At 69.9% G+C, this 20281-nt stretch carries 17 protein-coding genes and 1 pseudogene; 9 read left to right on the top strand and 9 right to left on the bottom strand.

Annotated elements, in window-relative coordinates; genetic code table 11:
- The first annotated feature begins 142 nt into the window (after positions 1-142).
- On the top strand, positions 143-1327 hold the full coding sequence (locus ACWDKQ_RS09270; RefSeq protein ID WP_450138252.1) for a 5-(carboxyamino)imidazole ribonucleotide synthase: 1185 nt from the start codon (positions 143-145) through the stop codon (positions 1325-1327).
- 67 nt (positions 1328-1394) lie between these two features.
- On the top strand, positions 1395-1883 hold the full coding sequence (purE, locus tag ACWDKQ_RS09265) for a 5-(carboxyamino)imidazole ribonucleotide mutase (protein ID WP_450138273.1): 489 nt from the start codon (positions 1395-1397) through the stop codon (positions 1881-1883).
- A gap of 383 nt (positions 1884-2266) precedes the next feature.
- Here the strand turns inward: purE and ACWDKQ_RS09260 are convergent, their stop codons facing one another.
- The 5 genes and pseudogenes from ACWDKQ_RS09260 to ACWDKQ_RS09240 all read right to left on the bottom strand — a co-directional run bounded on the left by ACWDKQ_RS09260 (position 2267) and on the right by ACWDKQ_RS09240 (position 6549).
- A complete protein-coding gene (locus ACWDKQ_RS09260; RefSeq protein WP_450138251.1) occupies positions 2267-2977 on the bottom strand; it encodes a TIGR03089 family protein in 711 nt (236 codons plus the stop codon).
- Between the two features lie 16 nt (positions 2978-2993).
- Positions 2994-3125, bottom strand: a pseudogene (locus ACWDKQ_RS09255) (LuxR C-terminal-related transcriptional regulator); the annotation flags it as partial.
- Positions 3126-3162: 37 nt separating this feature from the next.
- Positions 3163-3567, bottom strand: coding sequence for a hypothetical protein (locus ACWDKQ_RS09250; protein ID WP_450138250.1), 405 nt, complete (start codon positions 3565-3567; stop codon positions 3163-3165).
- Between the two features lie 248 nt (positions 3568-3815).
- Positions 3816-4997: an LCP family protein gene (locus tag ACWDKQ_RS09245; protein ID WP_450138249.1), complete on the bottom strand. Its 1182-nt coding sequence runs from the start codon at positions 4995-4997 to the stop codon at positions 3816-3818.
- 136 nt (positions 4998-5133) lie between these two features.
- A complete protein-coding gene (locus ACWDKQ_RS09240; protein WP_450138272.1) occupies positions 5134-6549 on the bottom strand; it encodes an LCP family protein in 1416 nt (471 codons plus the stop codon).
- A gap of 554 nt (positions 6550-7103) precedes the next feature.
- On the opposite strand from ACWDKQ_RS09240, the gene rfbB reads away from it, so the two are divergent.
- Positions 7104-8093, top strand: coding sequence for a dTDP-glucose 4,6-dehydratase (rfbB, locus tag ACWDKQ_RS09235; protein WP_450138248.1), 990 nt, complete (start codon positions 7104-7106; stop codon positions 8091-8093).
- The gene (gene rfbD / locus ACWDKQ_RS09230) at positions 8090-9007 is read left to right on the top strand and encodes a dTDP-4-dehydrorhamnose reductase (RefSeq protein WP_450138247.1); all 918 of its coding nucleotides are present in this window, start codon (positions 8090-8092) and stop codon (positions 9005-9007) included. The genes rfbB and rfbD overlap by 4 nt, the downstream gene beginning before the upstream one ends.
- A gap of 170 nt (positions 9008-9177) precedes the next feature.
- On the opposite strand, the gene ACWDKQ_RS09225 is transcribed toward rfbD, so the two are convergent.
- From ACWDKQ_RS09225 to ACWDKQ_RS09215, 3 genes are all read right to left on the bottom strand, one after another.
- On the bottom strand, positions 9178-10236 hold the full coding sequence (locus ACWDKQ_RS09225; RefSeq protein ID WP_450138246.1) for a glycosyltransferase family 4 protein: 1059 nt from the start codon (positions 10234-10236) through the stop codon (positions 9178-9180).
- Complete coding sequence (locus tag ACWDKQ_RS09220; protein ID WP_450138245.1) at positions 10226-12736, bottom strand: glycosyltransferase; 2511 nt, start codon at positions 12734-12736, stop codon at positions 10226-10228. Before ACWDKQ_RS09220 ends, ACWDKQ_RS09225 begins: the two co-directional genes overlap by 11 nt.
- 384 nt (positions 12737-13120) lie before the next feature.
- Positions 13121-14068 carry a glycosyltransferase family 2 protein gene (locus tag ACWDKQ_RS09215; protein WP_450138244.1) on the bottom strand — a complete coding sequence of 316 codons (948 nt, stop codon included), beginning with the start codon at positions 14066-14068 and terminating at the stop codon, positions 13121-13123.
- Positions 14069-14239: 171 nt separating this feature from the next.
- Between ACWDKQ_RS09215 and ACWDKQ_RS09210 the strand changes: the two genes are divergently transcribed.
- The 3 genes from ACWDKQ_RS09210 to ACWDKQ_RS09200 all read left to right on the top strand — a co-directional run bounded on the left by ACWDKQ_RS09210 (position 14240) and on the right by ACWDKQ_RS09200 (position 17630).
- Entirely contained in the window at positions 14240-15340 is a 1101-nt protein-coding gene (locus ACWDKQ_RS09210; protein ID WP_450138243.1) for a glycosyltransferase family 4 protein, read from the top strand.
- Positions 15341-15469: 129 nt separating this feature from the next.
- On the top strand, positions 15470-16600 hold the full coding sequence (locus tag ACWDKQ_RS09205; RefSeq protein WP_450138271.1) for a glycosyltransferase family 4 protein: 1131 nt from the start codon (positions 15470-15472) through the stop codon (positions 16598-16600).
- A gap of 169 nt (positions 16601-16769) precedes the next feature.
- A complete protein-coding gene (locus tag ACWDKQ_RS09200) occupies positions 16770-17630 on the top strand; it encodes a glycosyltransferase family 2 protein (protein ID WP_450138242.1) in 861 nt (286 codons plus the stop codon).
- Between the two features lie 60 nt (positions 17631-17690).
- Here ACWDKQ_RS09200 and ACWDKQ_RS09195 read toward each other — a convergent pair whose 3' ends face one another.
- Positions 17691-18056 (bottom strand): hypothetical protein, encoded by a 366-nt coding sequence (locus ACWDKQ_RS09195; RefSeq protein WP_450138241.1) that lies wholly within the window; start codon positions 18054-18056, stop codon positions 17691-17693.
- A gap of 170 nt (positions 18057-18226) precedes the next feature.
- Between ACWDKQ_RS09195 and ACWDKQ_RS09190 the strand changes: the two genes are divergently transcribed.
- Both ACWDKQ_RS09190 and ACWDKQ_RS09185 read left to right on the top strand, forming a co-directional pair.
- Positions 18227-19324: a sugar phosphate nucleotidyltransferase gene (locus ACWDKQ_RS09190; protein ID WP_450138240.1), complete on the top strand. Its 1098-nt coding sequence runs from the start codon at positions 18227-18229 to the stop codon at positions 19322-19324.
- Between the two features lie 20 nt (positions 19325-19344).
- Positions 19345-20256, top strand: coding sequence for a DNA-3-methyladenine glycosylase family protein (locus ACWDKQ_RS09185; RefSeq protein ID WP_450138239.1), 912 nt, complete (start codon positions 19345-19347; stop codon positions 20254-20256).
- The last annotated feature ends 25 nt before the right edge of the window (positions 20257-20281 follow it).

The following is a 20281-nucleotide window of genomic DNA, read 5'->3' as shown; positions in this document are numbered from 1 at the left end:
GGGCCGGGGTCGGGGCCGTCGGCACGTCCCCAGTTTCGATTGAAACTGGAGGACCGATTCCGCGGACCTCCGTGCTGTGAGGTGGGTCGCGTCGGGGTGGTCCCCACGCAGGTTCGGGGCATGCGCGCTTTAGGCTTGCGGGGTGGACCACCGCACCGGAACCCCAGTTGTCGGCATGATCGGTGGCGGCCAGCTCGCGAGGATGACCCACCAGGCTGCGATCCCGTTGGGGCAGTCGCTGAAGGTGTTGGCCACCTCGGCGGACGACGCCGCCGCGCTCGTCGCGCCGAACGTGGAGATCGGGCACCACGCGGACCTCGACGCGCTGAAGAACTTCGCGCAGGGGTGCGATGTGGTCACCTTCGACCACGAGCACGTGCCTGGCGAACACCTCCGCGCGCTGGCTGCGGCGGGGGTTTCCGTGCAGCCGGGCCCGGATGCGTTGCTGCACGCGCAGGACAAGCTCGTGATGCGCCGCAAGCTGACCGAACTCGGTCTCCCGGTGCCGCCGTTCGCGGAGGTCACCGAGGTCGCCGATGTGCTGGAGTTCGGCGCGGAGCACGGCTGGCCGTGCGTGCTGAAGACCGCCCGCGGCGGCTACGACGGCCGTGGCGTTTGGGTGCTCGACACCCCGGATGGCGCCAAGCGCACCGTCACCGAGCTACTGGGAAGCGGCTCGCAGCTGCTCGTCGAGCAGCTGGTGCCGCTGCGCCGCGAGCTCGCTGCGCTGGTCGCGCGCTCGCCGTTTGGACAGGGCGCGGTGTGGCCGCTGGTGGAGACGGTGCAGGAGGACGGCATCTGCATGCAGGTGCTCGCGCCAGCCCCGAACGCCTCAGAGGAACTCGTCGAGCAGGCCCAAGGCCTCGCGCTGAAGATCGTCGAATCGCTTGATGTCACCGGCGTCCTCGCGGTCGAGCTGTTCGAGACCGACGACGGCCTGGTGATCAACGAGCTGGCGATGCGCCCGCACAACTCCGGGCACTGGACTATCGAAGGCTCCCGGACCTCGCAGTTCGAGCAGCACCTGCGCGCGGTGCTGGACTACCCGCTGGGCAGCACCGAGCAGACCGCGCCGGCCGTGGTGATGGCCAACCTGCTGGGCTCGCCGATCGAGCTGAAGATGGGCGTGGACGAGCGGCTGCACCACTTGTTCGCCCGCTACACGCACGCGAAGGTCCACCTGTACGGCAAGAGCGAGCGCCCGGGGCGCAAACTCGGCCACGTGACCGTCCTCGGGGACCAGATGGACGAAGTGCGGGAGCAGGCGCGGCTGGCCGCGCACTGGCTGTCGCACGCCGAGTGGCTCGACGGCCACCAGATCCACTGACGCAACACGACGCAGCGAAGCGAGAGGTCCGAGCGTGGCAGGCGAGAATCCCCTGGTCGGCGTGATCATGGGCAGCGACTCCGACTGGCCGGTGATGCAGGCCGCCGCGGACGCGCTCACCGAGTTCGACGTGCCGTTCGAGGCGGGTGTCTACTCCGCGCACCGCACGCCGCAGCGGATGCTCGACTACGCGCGCACCGCGGCCGACCGCGGCATCCGGGTGATCATCGCCGGAGCCGGTGGTGCCGCGCACCTGCCGGGCATGGTCGCCTCGGCCACTGTACTGCCGGTGATCGGCGTGCCGGTGCCGCTGAAGTACCTGGACGGGATGGATTCGCTGCTGTCGATCGTGCAGATGCCCGCCGGGGTGCCGGTGGCGACGGTGTCGGTGGGCGGGGCGCGAAACGCGGGTCTGCTCGCGGTCCGGACGCTGGCGGCGGACTCCGGAGAACTGGGTGCCCGCCTTCGCGCGGACATGGCCAAGTTCCAGTCCGACCTGGAAGAGATGGTGCTCGGCAAGCACACCGCCCTCCAGGAGAAGGCCTCCCAGCGCTGACCCCACCCGGGGTTGCCCACAATGTAAGGGAAGTCGGACTTTCGATTTTCCATTGATCCTTTTTCATCTTGGTCGGCCGATTCGCGGCCGTGACGCCGGAAATCCCACGGTGCGGGGCTATCGCGAGCGGCGAAGCCGTATTAGCGCATGCCGGCGACTTGCACCGCCGCTGAGGTTCCGCCACCCGCACCGCTACGCAAGAACGGGTTGGAAAACACTCAATTGAAATTGCGGGGAAATGGGGTGCTCAGCCGAATTGGTTGACCCATCACTGCTTCTTGGGCGTTGCCGATCGGGGCGCTTGACCGGAGATTCCACAGCCCAGGCGGCGTCTGGGGTTCCGCTATCCGCACCGCCCCGCAGAACGAGCTCGGGAACAGTCCCTAGTTCAGCTCGACGGTGATGCGTTCGTCGCAGCGGCGTTGGTCCAGCTTCTGCGGATCCGGGTTGGTGCAGTGCACGAGGGATGCCTGCGCGGCCAGCACCGCGAGGAAGCCGTCCACCACCCCGCCCGGCAGCCACCATTCCAATGTCGACATGACCCGGTCGTCGCGGCCGATTTGGAGGGATTCGGCGCGCTGCCGGGCCTCGGCGACAAGTTCGTCGACCGACAGCTCCAGCAGCGCCGGGTCATCACCGCTGGTCGGCGAGAGCGGTCTGAAGTCGTCGCCGTGCACGCGGATGTCCGATGCGTAATCGGCGACGCCGCCGGGCAGGTCGCGCACCGGAGCTCCGAGCGCGTCCAGGCCCACGGCCGCGATCGTGTGCGCGCCCTTGCCGCGGTCCAGGTCGGCCGCCGGGACGAACGCCACCTCGGCGCCCTGCGGTTCGTCCGTGATGTGCGCCCCGCACCACCAAGCCCCCAGCAACACCCCGACGGTCTGCCAATGCGAAGGCAGCGCCACCAGCACCGGCGCGCCCGGCTCCAGGTCGAGCTCGTCGACCAGCCAGTTCGCTGTCTTCGCCGCCCAGTTCGCGGTGGTCGCGCGGGACAGCTCGATGCGCGCACCGGTGGCGTCGTCGTAGTGCGTGATCAGCGGTTTCGGCGCCCCGCTGACCAGCAGCGGACCGAGCAGTGCCTGGGTAACGCTCATGGTGCGAGCGTAACGGTCACGGTCCGAGGTCGAAGTCGCGGAGCCGTCCGCGGCCGGAGATCCCGAGCTTCGGCAACATCTTGTGCAGGTGGTACCCGACAGTTCGGTTGCTGATGAACAACCGGGCGGCGAGCTCGCGGTGCTCAGCCCCGGGCGCGAGCGCGGCACTTCGCGTTCCTGCGCCCTCAGCGCCGCTGTACCGTCACGGCGCGCCGATCTGCCGCAGGCGCGCAGCTCCGGCCGGGTGGAACCGGAGGGGTGCAGATGATCATGCTGGCGCAGGCCAGCAGGTGCGGCACGTTTTTGACCGACAGGAAGATCCCGCGTTCGTTGGTGAGGTGCAGTTCGTCGAAGTCCTTCGGCCGCATCTCGTGCAGCGGCGCGGACTTGGTGATGCCAGCGTTGTTGAAGGCGATGTCCAGGCTGGGCGCGGCGGCGGGCGCGGGCCGAGTGGCGGGCGCGGGCCGGGTGGCGGGCCCGGCGGGGTAGGCAGGGTAGGCGGGCAGCGTCGCACCGGTCACAGCGCCGACGGCACCCACCGCGCCTGCGACGGTGGCGATGCCGAGCAGGGCGCGGCGGCTCCGGCGCACCGGCGGGCGATGGTTTCTTCTTCTGTGACAGGTGAACCCGTCATGACGCCGGGGGAGACCCTTGCCGGAAGCGATGTCCCCCGTGAGTGCTTTTGGCCGCCACAGCAACCGAAACCACTCCCGCGCGTCGATCAGCGGCGTCCCTGACCAAGTACCGAGGGCGGCGATTTCGCGCGGAATCGGCGTCACGCCGGATGGCGGGCGAGTGCGAGCACTTCAACGACGTGGTCGAGGTCGTAGCCGAGGTGCTAGTTGACGCAAGGGATTCCACCGTCGGATGTGATCGGCTGCTGGGTGCGCGCCGTGCCGTCCAGGCGCAGCCGTGGCGTCGCGGCCAGCCGCGGCGGTCCGGGAATGATCAGCTTGCCGAAGAAGGCCTGCGCCGCCGTCGGCTCAACGCTGACGATGTACTGCCCGCGGTCGTCGCGGGCGCCGTTGTCGATCACCGGCATCGTCACGAACGTGACCCGCCCCGCGGCCACTTCCTGCATCTGCTGCACGAAGCCCAGCGGGTCCCAGCCGTCGTCGAGCACCACCGCGCGGCGGGTGGCCTGCACCAGGTCGTTGATCACCTCGGGGTCGGCGAGCGCGCCGGTGGACAGCACCTTGCTGGCCAGCCCGGCCATGAACACCTGCTGGCGCACGATCCGGTCCAGGTCGCCGCGCGGTAGGCCATGCCGCTGCCGCACGAACGCCAGCGCGTCGCCGCCGGTGATGGTGTGCCGTCCCGCGGTGAAGTCCGCGCCAGAATCTTTGTCGCTGGTGGCCTGCTGCAGGCAGACGTCGACCCCGCCGACGGCCTCGGTGAGCTCGAAGAACCCGAGCAGGTTGATCTCCGCGTAGTGGTCGATGCGCAACCCGGTGAGGTTCTGCACGGTCTGCACCAGCGCGCGCTGCCCGGCCAGCCGCGCGTTGTGCTCGACCTCCGCCTCCGGCATGCCGTCGGCCCGCAGCTTGGCCGCCGTGGCGCCCTTCGTCAGCCCGTAGACGGCGTTGATCTTCTCCGGACGGCTGCCAGGCACGTTGGTGTAGGTGTCGCGCGGAATCGACACGGCGGTCGGCTGCGTGGTGTTGTGCGGGATCCGGATCACCACGAGGCTGTCCGTGTTCAGGCCCCCGGCCGCCTCGGTGCGCAGCTGCTTCAGCACGCCCTCCGGCAGCGGGTTGCCCTGCGCATCGGCGCGGCTGTCGCTGCCGACCAACAGAACGTCCGTCGCGCCGTCGTCGGCGGGTGGCGTCTGCGGCACGTCGGCGAGGACCTTCGCCGAGCTGACGTCGCTGAGCCGGTCGACCACGATCCAGCCGATGGCGGTGAGGGCGAGCACGACGGCCGAGATCAGCGCGATCGCGCTTCGTCCGGCGATGCGGATTCCGGACCGGCGCGGATGGCTCGATGCCGCAGCGTCCGGCTCCTGTTCCGGTTCGCCCACTTCGTTCTCCCCCAACCGTTGTCCTGCCGACGAACTAGGTTAACCGCCCGGAAATCCCCTGGCGGCAGCACGGCGGTTAACCGTGGCTGAAACCTCGCGGGGGAGAGACGCCCTCACATCGCGCGCGTCGCGCCGGTCATCGCACGCAGGGCACGCCGTCCGCGGTGATAACCGGCTCCTCATCGGGTGCCGTCTGAGCCGGCAGCGGCGCGGCTTGGCGCAACCCGTCGAGCCGAACGGTCTGGGCACCGGCGAAGTTCTGCGTGCCCGGGCCCTTGTAGTCCTTGCCCAGGTAGACCTGCACGTTGCCGGCTTTGACGCTCGAGCGTGCTTCCGTGGGCACTCCGCCGAGAGCGTCCGAGACCTGCTTCGCGGCCGCCTCTTCACCGGCTGCGTAGTAGAGAACCGAACGGTCCATGGTCTCGGCATTCGAGCTGCCGCCGGCCTTGAAGCCCTGCCCGGAGATTTCGTCGAGCACCCGTGCGGCCAGGCCGCTGACGCCGGAGGAGTTGAAGACGCTGACCGAAATGTCCGCCCGGGCCTGCACCGCGATCTGCTTTTGCTGCCGTTCCTGCGGCGACAGCAGCAAATCCGCTGCGAACTGCTTGACCTCCGGGATGTTGATCGTGACGTCCTCCGACCCGGAGGAGCCGACCAGGTGCACCGGGGCGGTGAAGAACTGCACGTCGCCGCCCGCGATGCCCTGCATCTGCTGGGCGAATCCCAGCACATCGCTGGCCAGCCCGGGGTCCAGGATCACCGACTTCTGGATGGCGGTGACCAGTTCGGTCAGCTTGGCCGGGTTGGTCAGCGTCCCGGTGGACATGACCTTGCGGACGAGCGCGGACATGAAGACCTGCTGGCGCTTGCCGCGGTCCAGCTCGTTGATCAGGCCGTGTCGCTGGCGGACGAAGGCCAGCGCGTCGGCGCCCTGGATGGTCTGCTGGCCCTTGCGGAAGTTCGCACCGGACATGGGGTCCTTGGTGTCGTCCTTCAAGCAGACCTCGACACCGCCGATGGCGTTGGTCACGTCGTAGAAGCCGAGCAGGTTGACCTCGGCGTAGTGGTCGATGCTGACGCCGGTGATGTTCTCGATGGTGTGCAGCAGCAGCTGCTTGCCGGCCAGCCTCGACTTCTCGTCGAGTTCGGTCTGATCGGTGACGCCCTGTTTCTTCAGCTTCGCCACTTCGGCCTGCTTGCCGCGGTTCATCGTCTCGGTGAGCTTGGTCTTGCCCTCTCCGAGACCGATGTCGACGAGCGTGTCGCGGGGGAAGGAGATCGCGCTAGCGCTCTGCCCGCCGTTGGGGATGCGGACCAGGATCATCGCGTCGGTGAGGTCGCCGCCGTCAAAGCTGGTGCGCAGTTCCCGCAAGACGTTCTCGGGCAGCGGGTTCCCGTAGGCGTCGGTGCGGCTGTCGTTGCCGATCAGCAGGATGTCGGTGGCGCCGTCCGGGGCGCTGAGGCCTTTGCCGATGACGTCGGCGGTGGAGGTGTTGCCGCTGCCGGGTCGCAACATCGCCCAGCCGAACCCGGTGGTGCCCAGCACCAGCACGGACAACAGCGCGAACAGGGTCCGGCCGAAGGTGCGGGCGCCCCGGTGGTCGCGTCGCCGTTGCCAGACATCGCCTTCCGGGGGGAGGCGCGCGTTCCCTGAACGGGTGGAAGAACGGCGACGAGCGTCACTCTGGGCGGACCTGCGGCCGGGGCCGCCGGGCGGTGGGGCGGCTCCGCCGCGACGACTACTCGGCGGGGTGCCGCCGACCCCGGGCCGGCCTTGGGCGCCGGATCCGCGGGGCGGAACGGGTCTGCCGGGCTGACCCTGCGGGCCGCCTGGCCACCTCGGCCGGTCCTCCACGAATCCTCCTTGGCCTGCCGGCGGGCGTTACACGTTCGGGAAGTGATTTTGCTCGTGTTCCGAATGCAGGCTAGCGGTGTTCGCGGGGCGGTTGGGCAGGTCCCAGTAACAGTGGTGATATCACTCATAAGGGTGAAGCGTCTTTGTCACGTTGTGTAATGAGGGAGCCTGCTTTGTAGCTCGGTGTGTCATGCAAGACTTCGCGACGCGGACCTGCAGCGGGCCGCGAAATCCCGGCTAGGAAGGGCGCGATGCGGATTTTGGTCACCGGCGGAGCCGGTTTTATCGGCTCGCACTACGTTCGGCAGTTGCTCGGTGGTGCGTACCCCGCGTTCGCCGACGCCGACGTGGTCGTGCTCGACAAGCTCACCTACGCCGGCAACGAGGCGAACCTGGCGCTGGTCGCGGACAACCCGCGGCTGAAGTTCGTCCGCGGCGACATCTGCGACCACGAACTGGCTGGCGGCCTGATGTCCGGCGTGGACCTGGTGGTGCACTTCGCCGCCGAAACCCACGTCGACCGCTCGATCACCGGCTCGGACGCCTTCGTGATCACCAACGTGGTCGGCACCAACGTGCTGCTGCAGGCCGCGCTCGACGCCGGGGTCGGCAAGTTCGTGCACGTTTCCACCGACGAGGTCTACGGCTCCATCGCGGACGGCTCGTGGCCCGAAGACCACGCGCTGGAGCCGAATTCCCCGTACTCGGCGGCGAAAGCGGGCTCGGACCTGCTGGCCCGCGCCTATCACCGCACCCACGGCCTGCCGGTGTGCATCACCCGCTGCTCCAACAACTACGGGCCCTACCAGTTCCCGGAGAAGGTGCTGCCGCTGTTCATCACGAATCTGATGGACGGCATCCAGGTGCCGCTCTACGGCGACGGGCTCAACGTGCGGGACTGGCTGCACGTCAGCGATCACTGCCGGGGCATCCAGCTGGTGGCCGAGTCCGGGCACGCGGGCGAGGTCTACAACATCGGCGGCGGCACCGAGCTGACCAACAAGGAGCTGACCGAGCGGCTGCTGGCAGAGCTGGGCCTCGACTGGTCGGTGGTGCGGCCGGTCGCCGACCGCAAGGGCCACGACCGCCGCTACTCGGTGGACCACAGCAAAATCGTCGAGAAACTGGGGTACGCGCCGCAGGTCGACTTCGAGACCGGGCTGCGCGAGACGATCCGCTGGTACCGGGACAACCGCGGCTGGTGGGAGCCGCTGAAGGCCCGATCGGCGGTGGCTCGATGAGCCGCCTCGCCGTGCTGGTGCCCGGCGGCCGCGGCCAGCTGGGCTCGGAGCTGGCCCGGATCCTCGCCGCGCGGGCGGGGGCGCTGGTGCACCGGCCGGGTTCCGGCGAACTGGACGTAACCGACGCCGAGGAGGTCGCCGACGCGGTGGGTTCCTTCGCGGAGACGGCGAAGGACGCGGACCTGCGACCGGTAGTAATCAACGCCGCGGCTTATACGGCGGTGGACGCGGCCGAGTCCGACCCAGACGGCGCGGCCCGGATCAACGCCGAAGGCGCGGCCTTGCTTGCGAATGCGTGCCGGAGCAGCGGTCTGCCCCTGGTGCACGTGTCGACGGATTACGTGTTCCCCGGTGATGGGATCCGGCCGTACGAGCCGACGGACCCGACCGGGCCGCGATCGGTCTACGGGCGCACCAAGCTCGAAGGCGAACGGGCCGTACTGGAGTCCGGCGCGCGGGCCTGGGTGGTGCGCACGGCGTGGGTGTACGGCGCGAGCGGCAAGAACTTCCTGAAAACGATGATCCGCCTATCCCGGGAGCGCGACACGCTGTCCGTTGTGGACGATCAGATCGGCTCGCCGACGTGGGCGGCAGACCTGGCGAGTGGCCTGCTGGAGCTGGCCGAACGGCTCGCCGAACGCCGCGGGCCCGGGCAGAAGGTGCTGCACTGCACCAATTCCGGCCAGGTGACCTGGTACGAGTTCGCGCGGGCGATCTTCGCGGAACTCGGCTTGGATGAGAACCGCGTCCACCCGTGCACCACGGCGGACTTCCCCCTCCCGGCGCACCGTCCGGCCTACTCGGTCCTGTCCGACGCGGCCTGGCGAGAGGCGGGCCTGGCCCCGATGCGCACCTGGCGGGAAGCCCTGACGGCGGCCTTCGAGAAAGACGGTGAAACCCTCCGAACCCGCTGACCAGCCACCAGAAGGCGAGTCGCCCCTGCAGGGCCGCTTCGACGCGATATCGGCTGGTGCGGCCTGGTGCGGTGTGCGCAATGGGTATCGCCGAGCCCTGTGGGGGCGAGGAAGGAAGGCCGGGTGGCCCTGGGGCATTACCGCCTGGCCTGATGCCTGTCTGGGGTCGTTCAGCCTGCGGCGAGTTGGTATGCGTTCAGGGTTGCTTCGGCGCAGGTTCGCCAGGTGAAGGATTTTGCTTGGGCACGGCCCGTTTCCGCGTCTGGGGGACTGGTCAGGGCTTGGTGCAGGGCTTCGTTGAGGGCCGTCGGGTCGCCGCCGGGGAAGCGGATCGCTTGGCCCGCCGTGACTTCGCGGAGGGCTGGGATGTCCGAGCACACCACCGGCGTGCCGCAGGCGAGTGCTTCCAGGGCCGGCAGGCCGAACCCCTCGTCGCGGGAGGGGAGGACGAGAGCGCTGGCTCCGGCGACCAGGCGGCGCAGGTGGTCTTCCGGGAGGTAGCCGGTGCGGATGACCCCATTGCGGATTCCTGCCTTGCCGGGGCCCGCGATGACCAGTGGCGGTAGGCCCGACCCGTTGGCTTCCAAGGATTCCAGCAGCCCCTGGAGTCCTTTGCGAGGGCCCTGTGCGCCGACGAACAGCAGGTACTCCGACGGAAGTCCGTAGTGGACCCTGAGCTCGAAATCCATTGGTGTTGCGGAGAACCACTCCGGATCGACGCCGAGCGGAGTTACCGCGACCTTGCACCGCGGCACGTCGAGGCGGAAGCTGAGGGCATCGGCGACCGCAGCCGTCGGCGTGCACACCACCCGCGCCCGCCGGGCGGAGCTGCGCACGAGCTCGGGCAAGTCGGGCTCGGCCAGCGATGGGTCGTCCAGGAACGCAAGGTCGTGCACGGTCACCACTCCGCCCGCTCGGATCGACGGTGGCAGCACGAAGTTCGTGCCGTGCACCACCTGCGCCGCCCCGGCGAGCAGTTCCACCGGCGGGAAAGTTCCCAGCTGCCAGAGCTTCCGCAGGACACGCGCCGGGACCGGCGGCCCCACCGCGCGCGTTCCGGCCGGGGCCAGCGAACGCAACTTCCGCCAGCCGCGCGTGGTGAGCCCGATCAGTCGAACGTCCGCAAAGGATGCGAGCTCAGCCACCAGGGACGCGGTGTAGCGACCGATCCCGGTGCGTCGACCGAGCAGCGGGGTGCCGTCCAGCAGGACGCGCAGGTCAGCGGCCACGGAACCGCTCGCCAACGAGCCGCCGGAGCCGACCGGTCGCCCGCTTCGCGACCTCGAAAGGCCCGCCCGCGTCGAGGTATTCGCGCAGCAGCGCGATGTCGCGTCGCACCGTCTCGACCCGGTTCAGTTGCGGGCTGCGCACGAGCGGCGCGCTCGCCTTGAGCCGGTCCGCGGCCGGGCGCGGGTCGCGGCAGAACTCCGTCAGCGGCGCGAGCACCGACTCCCAGGTGAACCGCTCGCGGACCGGGGCGATGCGGCGGCGGCACTTGGCGGCGAACTCCTCGTCGTAGAGCACCTTCTCCAGCGCCGCGGCCAGCGCGTCCGGATCCCCGGCCGGCACCACGACCCCGATGCCCTCCTCGCGTACCAGGTCGGCGAACGAGTCGCCGTCGGTGGTCACCACCGGCAGCCCGGACCACAGGTAGTCCAGCACGCGGGTCCGGAACGCGAACGTCGTCTCCACGTGCTCGAAGTGGGTGGTGACGCCGCAGTCCGCATCGAGCAGGTAGTTCTGCCGCTCGCCGTAGGGAACCCAGGTCTCGTTGAAGAACACGAACTTGTCGGTCAGCCCGAGCCGCAGGGCCAGGCCGCGGGTCTGCTCGGCCATGCCCATCTCCGGGACGTCCGGGTTCGGGTGCTTCATGCCGAGGAAGAACAACCGGACGTCGTCGTGCTGCTGGGAAAGCCGGTGCACCGCGTGCAGCAGCGTCAACGGGTCGAACCAGCTGTAGACGCCGCCGGCCCACAGCACCACCTTGTCCTCGGCCGCGATGCCGGACCGGTTGCCCTTGATCGCAGGGCCGGTGCGGCGCGGCGCCACCGACGGCAGGCCGAACGGCACGACCGAGAGCAGCGAGCGGACCGTCGGGTCGTTGTCGTACAGGCCGGGGGTCAAACGTCCCAGCGAGGCGAGGTGGCCCAGCCAGAAGTGCCGCTGCCGCTCCGAGGCGCAGAGGAAGAAATCGCCGCGCAGCAGTTGTGCGTTGAGCACCTTGGTGACGCCGGCCAAGTCCTTCGCGCGGCGCTCGTCGTCGGTGTCGCGGCCTTGTTCCAGCAGTTCCAGGTGCATCGGGTCGTAGACGTCGCACACCACGACCTTGGTGGACCCGACGTGCTTGAGGGCTGGCACCATCTCCATCACGTGGCCCTGCAGCACCACGACGTCCGCCCAGTCGACATGGGCGCCGAGCTCGCGCGGTTTCGCCGCGACCACTGCGAAATCCGACTCCGGCGGGCTGACCAGCGCGTTGACGCTGACCAACCGGACCTCGTGCTCGGCGCAGAGGACATCGGCCATGTGCCACGCGCGGATCGCCGGGCCGGCCATCCGCTCGGTGACTGCGTCGCCGGTGATCACCACGACCTTCCGCGGGCGGCCAAAGACCCCGTCCAGCTCGAACGCCTCGACCAGGGCGTCGTGCGCGGCCAGGTAGCGCGGCAGCGGGTAGGCGGGCTCCATCGCCTTGCGCATCAGCGGCACCAGGTCCGCGTCGGTGCGCACGCGCGCCTGCTGCTCCTGCTCTCGGGACTGCTTCAGCGACGGCAGCATCTCGACGAACTGGTCGATGGCCAGCATCCCGGCCAGCGCGGAGCGGTCGATCGGTACCGGGCTGTAGTCCTCGCGGTCGCCGCGCCGGGTGATCTCCAGTTGCGTCGGGTCGATCTCGCCGCGCGCGGTGGCCCGCCGCACGGACAGCGCCATAGCGGCGGGCAGCGCCTTCGCCAGCGTCTCGTCGGAGACGTTCTTATAGAGCGCCGCCAGCGCGTTGCGCTCCAGCAGGTAATGCTCCCGGGCCGAGGACACCTCGGTCATCGACGCGTGGTGGCGGTGCAACGTCAACGAACTCGGCTCGTAGCGGACCCGCCAGCCGCGCAGGTTCAACCGCCAGCCGAGGTCGACGTCCTCGTAGAACATGAAGAAGCGCTCGTCGAAGCCGTCGAGGGCGGCGAACAGATCGGCCCGCACGAACAACGCAGAACCGGTCCCGAACAGCACGTCCCGTGCCGCGTCGTGCGAACCGTCGTCGACCTCGCCCGCGTGGCGTTTGTAGCCCATGCCGAACCATGTCAGGCCGCCGTCGACGAAGTCGATGTGCCGACCCTCCCAGTCCAGGACCTTGCTGGCGACCGCGCCCACGGTCGGCTCCGACCGCAGCACCGCGACGGCTGCCCGAACCCAGTCGCGGTCCGGCTTGGCGTCGTTGTTGAGGAAGGCCAGCACCTGGCCGGTGGCGTTGCGTGCCGCGAGGTTGCACCCGCCGGCGAAGCCGAGGTTGGTGTCCGACTCGATCAGCCGCACCTCCGGCGCGGCGGCCCGGATCTGCTCGGCGCTGCCGTCACCGGAGGCGTTGTCGACGCAGATCACCTCCAGCCGGTCGGCCGGGTAGTCGAGATCCTCACGGAGCGCTCGCAGGCAGGTGATGGTGTCGTGCGTGCCGCGGTAGTTGACCACGATCACCGACACCACGGGCAGGTTGCTGCGGTCGGACAATTCAGCCACGTCCTAAAGCGTGCACCATCACCCGGCGCGGCCTGCGGGGTGTCGGAGAAAATCGCGACCATCCCGACACCTCGGACCGCCCGACCAACACAACGTGGCGTGTGGGTGCCGGTGGGTGTGTTGGGTGGTGCGAACGGACTGTTGGCGCCGTCTAGCGGGGTGCATAGGCCGTTCGCTCCACTGAAAATGCTCGATGGCGCTTGTGGTGTGGGTGATTTGGATCGCATTCGTTGCATTGTCCGGTCGGATTCGGACACACCGGGGCGTGTGGGTTCGGGTGGGTGTGTTGGGTGGCGCGAACGGACTGTCGGCGCCGTCTAGCGAGGTGTATAGGCCGTTGGCTTCACCCAACGAGCGGCGAATGCGTGCCGGGAGGGGATGGACTCAAGCACCTGCCCACGTCTGCCAGATTTCGTGCCGCGGAACCCGGGCCGCCCGGCCGATCTGACGCCGGGCGCGGAGCGCCGCGGGCAGGCCCACCACGACCTCGGCAAGCACGCCGAGCCGCAAGGCGACGCGGAAGTTCGCTGCGTCGGGAACGAAACGATTCCCGGTTGCGCGCCGCAACGGCAAGGCGAAGGTGATCGCCGCGAAGCGGGCGAGCTCTCGCACCGCGACCGCAGCGGGAGCGCAGCGAAGCAGCGTGAGCAGGCGGTTCCGCTCGTTCCAGCGGTGGAACAATGCTGAACCCGGCAGCGCCGTCGCGCCGTGCAGGTGCGAGGCGGCGGCGTCGAGCGCGGGGATGATCCGATGCCCGGCTAGGCGGAGCCGCCACGCAGTGTCGGTGTCCTCGTAGTAGCAGAAGAAGTGAGCCGGCACGCCACCGGCGGAACGGAGGTGCGCGGTGCGCAGCAGCGCCGCGCCACCGCAGAAGCCGAACACGCCGCCGGAGGCATCAGGCGCGTCAGCGCCGTGGCCGTCGGCGGTGAGGCGCAGGCCGGCGGACTGCACGCGGCCGTCCGGCGTGCGGAGCACGGAGGACGCTGCGGCGGCGGAGCCGTCCGCGTCGAGCGCGCCTTCGAGCGCCGCGAGCCAGCCAGAGGCTGGCGCAGCGTCGTCGTTTAGCCACGCGACGTAAGGGGTGCGGATGCGGTCGAGCGCGGCGGCGATTCCACCGGCGTAGCCGGTGTTGCGGCGTAGCCGCAGCACTTCCGGCGCTGATGGATGGGCGGCGATCAGATCGGCTGTGCCGTCGTCGGAGGCGTTGTCGACCACGAGTGTCTGATGTGGACGGTCTTGGGTCGCCAGTGCGTCCAGGCACGCCTCGATGTGGTCCCGCCCTCGCCAGGTCACCACGACCACGGTGCTGCGCACCCGTTCCGACGCCGTCACGCCCGAAGACGTTACGCACCAGCACCACTGAGCTGCTCGCAGTCCCCGGCCCTCGATCTCGCACAGCCTTGACCACCTGCGGTAACGGCCCGGTCGGCGGCTTCACGGGGGCCGCGCTGGACGTCGAGCTCGGAAACCGGCGGTCGTCCCAGCCTGCGGGTGCGGGAAGCTGTGCGGGTGCCTGAGCTCGTCACGATCGCCGAACAGCTGCTCGCCCCGGTTCCCGGCGGAACCGGGCGCTATACCCGGGAGCTGCTGCGCGCGATGGCCGAAACCGCGCCTAGCAGGTGGGAGCTGAGTAGCGTCGTCAGCCGTGGCGGCGATCCCGAAGCTGCCCGGGTTCCCGGCGTCCACGGGCCGCGAGTGCTGCCGGTCCCGCGCCGCGCGCTGATCGCCGCTTGGGAGCGGGGGGTCCCGTTCTGGCCGGGCGGCGATTCGGTGCACGCCATGACGCCCCTCTCGCCACCTGCGAAACGCGGGCGCGGTCTGGTGGTGACCGTGCACGACACGGTTCCGTGGACGCATCCGGAAACCCTGACGCCGCGCGGAGTTTCCTGGCACCGGCGGGCGATCAGCCGCGCCGCGCGGCACGCCGACGCACTGGTCGTGCCGACCGCCGCAGTGGCCGACGATCTCGCGAAGCGCATCCCGATCAACGCTCGCCTGCAGGTCATCGGCGCAGGCGTCACCCCTTCCCTGCTGGTAGAACCCGACACTGCCACCGTCGCGGAACTGGCGTTGCCCGCGCGGTACGTGCTGGCGATCGGCACGGTCGAGCCGCGCAAGGGCTACGAACACCTGGTGCGGGCGATGGCCGAACCCGGCGCCCCGGACATGCCGCTGCTGATCGTCGGCCACCGCGGCTGGGGCGACGTCGACTTGCCGCGGATCGCCGCCGAGTGCGGTGTGCCACATGTGCGCGTGCTGGAGTCGGTTTCCGATGCCGAACTCGCCGCCCTGCTGCGGAACGCGACGGCGCTGGCCGCACCGAGCCTCGCGGAAGGCTTCGGCCTCCCGCTCGTCGAGGCGATGGCGCTCGGCGTGCCGATCGTGCATTCCGATGCGCCGGCACTGGTTGAGGTCGCAGGTGGAGCCGGTGTAACTGTCCCGCGTGCCGACCCGTCCGCGCTCGCCGCAGCCCTGCGCACCGTCATCGACGATCCCACTCGCCGGGACGAACTGATCGCGGCAGGAACCCGGCGGGTCGCGGATTTCACCTGGCGGCAGGCGGCGCTGGAAGTCTGGCGCGTGCACCTCGACATCGCCGGCTGATTTCGTGCAAGCCAGGAACCCGAGCGTTGGCGCACCGGGCAAAGCAGGGCAGAACACATTTTCGCCTACTCGTCACAGACCCGGGCATCCGCACCGTAATCTGCTCAGGTGCACATAGGCGAGCCGCACATTCTCATCGACGCCACCGCAGTTCCCGCGGATCGAGGCGGTGTCGGCCGGTACGTCGACTCCCTGCTGGCGGCCCTGGACGCGGACGGCGCCCGGCTCACCGTCACCTGCCAACCGCGCGACGCGGAGCTGTACGCGACCCTCGCGCCGAACGCCGAAGTCGTGCCCGCCACCGAAGCCGTCGCCACCCGGACCGCCCGCCTGACCTGGGAGCAGACCACCCTGCCGCTGCTGGTGCGCCGACTCGGGATCGACGTCCTGCACTCGCCGCACTACACGACGCCACTGGCCAACCCGGCCGCGTCGGTGGTCACCCTGCACGATGCGACGTTTTTCACCAACCCGGCGGTCCACTCGCCGGTCAAGGCCAGGTTCTTCCGCGCGTGGACGCGCACCGCGCTGCGCCGCGCAACGCTGTGCATTGTGCCGAGCAAGGCGACAGCGGCAGAGTTGTCCCGCGCCGTAGGTGCAAACCGCGTCCGCATGCCGGTCATGTACCACGGCGTCGACCCGGACCGGTTCCACCCGCCGACACCGGAGGAGATCCGGGAGGTGCGCGAGCGGCTGAGACTGCATGACCAGCCGTACGTGGCGTTCCTCGGCGCGCTGGAACCGCGAAAGAACGTGCCGGCGTTGATCCGCGGCTTCATGCTGGCCTGCCAGAGCCGGACCGACTCGCCGGCGCTGGTGCTGGCCGGTCAGCCGGGCTGGGACACCCGCGTTGAACGGGCGCTGGAGGCCGTGCCGCACCGGATCCGGGTGATCCGGGCCGGTTATCTGCCGTTGAAGCAGCTGGCCGGTTTCCTCGGCGGCGCCCACCTGGTTGCGTACCCGAGCATCGGCGAGGGCTTCGGCCTGCCCGTGCTGGAGGCGATGGCCTGCGGTGCCGCAGTCTTAACGACGCGGCGGCTGAGCCTCCCCGAGGTCGGCGGCGACGCCGTCGCCTACTGCGGCGTGGGCGCGGGCGACATCGCGGCGGGCCTGACGGAGCTGCTGGACGACCCGGCCCGCCGAGCGGCGCTGGCCACGGTGGCCCAACTCCGCGCGAAGGAGTTCACCTGGGCGGCCTGCGCGACCCAGCACCGCGCGGCCTTCGCCAGAGCCCACCACATCCACACCCGCACCCGCTGATCACGAGCAGCTCCGCCTCGTGAGTGCTTTGGGCTGCCCTGGCGACCCCCTGCGCATGATTTCTGACCAGGCAAAACGTGTCTTCCGTTCGGTGCGCGGACGATGAATCCCACATGGAACTCCGGTCGGGTGGCTCTCCGGTTGGCGGCGTTGGGCAGAATGTGGTGGCGTGACCGATGCGCGTACCTATGGCGACGAACTCGCCGTTGTCTCCGTGACCTACTCCCCGGGCGAGACCCTGAAACGGTTCCTCGACACCCTGGACAAGGCGACGGACCGGTCGGTCCGGGTGATCCTCGCCGACAACGGCTCCGCCGACGGCGTTCCGGAACACGCCGCCGCAGCACGTGCGAACGTCGACTTCGTGCCCACCGGCGGCAACCTCGGCTACGGCGGCGCGGCCAACCGCGGCGTGGCCGAGCTCGGCGACGAGTACGGCTGGGTCGTGATCGCCAACCCCGACCTGGAGTGGGGTGCCGGTTCACTCGACGAACTCCTAGCCGCCGCCAAGCGCTGGCCGCGCGGGGGATCGTTCGGCCCGCTGATCAAGGAACCCAACGGCGAGGTCTACCCGTCGGCCCGGCTGCTGCCGTCGATCGGCCGCGGCGCCGGACACGCGCTGCTGGGCAAGATCTGGCCGAAGAACCCATGGTCCAGCGCCTACCGCCAGTCCGAGGCGGCGATCACCGAGCGACCGGCGGGCTGGCTGTCGGGTTCCTGCCTGCTTCTGCGCCGCGAGGCCTTCGACTCAATCGACGGTTTCGACCCGCGCTACTTCATGTACTTCGAGGACGTCGACCTCGGCGATCGGCTGGGCAGGAAGGGCTGGCTCAATGTCTACGTGCCGAGCGCGGAGATCATGCACATCGGCGGGCACTCCACCTCGGGCTCCTCGAAGCGAATGCTGGTCGAACATCACCGCAGCGCCTACCGCTACCTCGCCGACCGCTACCGGGGGCCGGTCTGGGCCCCGCTGCGGTTCGCGTTTCGGGCGGCGCTTACCGTCCGCGCGCGCATCGCGGCGCGCTGAGTGCGAGTGGCGTCCTCCGCACGGGCATTGCCGTCGCAGCCCCGCGCTCGCAGCACAGCCTCAGTGGGGGTACTGGTTCGCCTGCGAACCCAGTGGTCCGAACTCATTCGGTCCACGCTGCGCGTGGTACGGGTTCGGCGGCAGATGTTGCTGGCCCTGCCCGTAATCCTCCGTCGGCCAGCCGTCGTGTTGTGGCTCCAGCCGCTGGCGTGGGGACTGGTTCTGAGGGCGCTGCCGGGGTTGCTGGCCCTGCGAGGGGAGCACCTGCGTGATGTCCGCGGAATCGGCCTGGTTGACGACCTCGCGCGGGATGCGAACGGTGCTCGCGGCATCCATCGGCGAGGTGGCATTGTCGGGGGTGACGACGAACGCGCCACGTGCCCGCGCGCGAGCAAGTGCTTCATCGGCTCGGCGGCGCGGGTCCATGTGGGTGCCCTCTCAGTCGTTCGCAGTCGGTAGTTCGCGTGGGCGGGCTCGAGGTGGACACGGCCGCTGCGCGGGCGAGCCCGGTGTTGATTATGCCGTTCCCCTGCCAGAGTATTCCCCCAATGGGTTTTCGTCACTGAAGTCCATCAGGTGGAGGAGGATCAACGCCGATGTCCGCGGATTCGCAGGACCCGGCCGCGTCGCCGACGGCGGAAGCGGTAGTGCTGGTAGGTGGTCGGGGCGTGCGGCTGCGGCCGCTGACCCTGTCGGCGCCCAAGCCGATGTTGCCCACCGCCGGAGTCCCTTTCCTGAGCCACCTGCTGTCCCGGATCCGGGCGGTCGGCATCGAGCACGTGGTGCTCGGCACGTCCTACAAGGCGGAGGTGTTCGCCGAGCACTTCGGCGACGGATCCGAGTTCGGCCTGCGTCTGGAGTACGTCGCCGAGCCGGAGCCGCTGGACACCGCGGGCGCGATCCGCAACGTGGCGGACCGGCTCACCGCCGACGACGTGCTGGTGTTCAACGGCGACATCCTCTCCGGGGTGGACCTGGCGAAGCTGCTGGAAACCCACCGCGGCGCCGCGGCGGACGTGACGATGCACCTCGTCAAGGTCGCCGACCCACGCCGGTTCGGCTGCGTGCCCACCGACGCCGCCGGGCGGGTCACCGCGTTCCTGGAGAAGACCGAGGACCCGCCGGTCGACCAGATCAACGCGGGCTGCTACGTGTTCCGCCGCGAGGTGATCGACACGATCCCGGCCGGGCGGCCGGTGTCGGTGGAGCGCGAGACCTTCCCCCAGCTGCTGGCCTCGGGCGCGCACGTGCAGGGCTACATCGACACCTCGTACTGGCTGGACATGGGAACCCCGGCGGCGTTCGTCCGCGGCTCGGCGGACCTGGTGCTGGGCGCGGCGCCGTCGAACGCGCTGCCCGGTGAACGCGGCGAGGCGCTGGTGCTGGACGGCGCGGAGGTCGCCGCCGATGCGGAAGTCTGCGGTGGGACCGCGGTGGGCAAGGGCAGCGTCGTGGAGACCGGGGCGCGCGTCGTCGAATCCGTGCTCTTCGACGGGGTTCGCATCGAGCGCAACGCCGTGATCGAGCGGAGCGTGATCGGCAGGGGCGCGACGATCGGTGCGGGTGCCGTGCTGCGCGACGCGATCGTCGGTGACGACGCGCGGATCGGTGCGGACTGCGAGCTGCTGAACGGGGTGCGGGTGTGGCCGGGCGTTGAGCTGCCCGACCGCGGCGTCCGCTTCTCCGGGGACTGACGGCGTACTTTCGGAGCAGCATGACTGATGCCCTGACCCGAACCTGGCGCCCGTCCTACCCGCTGGACCTGCCGCGGGTGCTGGCACCGTTGCGCCGGGGCAGCGGTGATCCGACCACCCGGGTGGATGCGTCGGGCGAGGTGTGGTGGGCAACCACGACCCCGACCGGCCCGACGACGCTGCGGCTGCAGAAGGACGGCGCCGCAACGGTGACCGCGACGGCGTGGGGGCCGGGCGCGCGTTCGGTGCTGCACAACGTCCCGCACCTGCTCGGGGACTCCGATGACGACACCGGTTTCGTCGCGGTGCACGACGTCGTCGAACGCGGCCGGCGCGCATCGCGGGGAGTGCGGTTGTGCGCTTCGGGGCGGGTTTGGGACGTTCTGGTCGCCGCGGTGCTGGAGCAGAAGGTCACCAACCGGGAGGCGTGGCGATCCTGGCGGGAGCTGTGCTGGCGCTTCGGCAGCCGCGCCCCGGGGCCGGTGGAGAAGCTCTGGGTGGCGCCTGATCCGTTGCAGCTGCGCCGAATCCGGGACTGGGAGTGGCATCGAGCGGGCATCGATGGAGCCCGCCGCCGCACGCTGATCGCCGCCGCGTCGGTGGCCGGACGCCTGGAGCGAGCGGTCGAGCTGCGCGGAGTCGGCGGTCGGGAGCTGCTGCAGAAGGTTCCGGGCATCGGCCCGTGGACGGCGGCGGAAGTCGCGCAACGGGCCTGGGGCGACCCGGACGCGGTCAGCGTCGGCGACTTCCACCTGCCGACGATCGTCGGCACGGCACTGGTCGGCCACCCCCTGGACGACGAAGGGATGCTCGAAGCCCTGGCCCCGTACGAAGGCCACCGCCACCGAGCGGTCCGCTACCTCGCAGCGGCAGGTGTCAACCGCCCTCGCTACGCCCCGAGAATGCCGATCCGCAACTACCGCACCATGTGATTGGAACAAGAACCCCTGAGTGCTT

The sequence above is a fragment of the Saccharopolyspora sp. NPDC000995 genome (assembly GCF_053599315.1).
The sequence above is the reverse complement of the archived record's forward strand: the minus strand, read 5'-3'. Positions and strand labels throughout refer to the sequence as shown.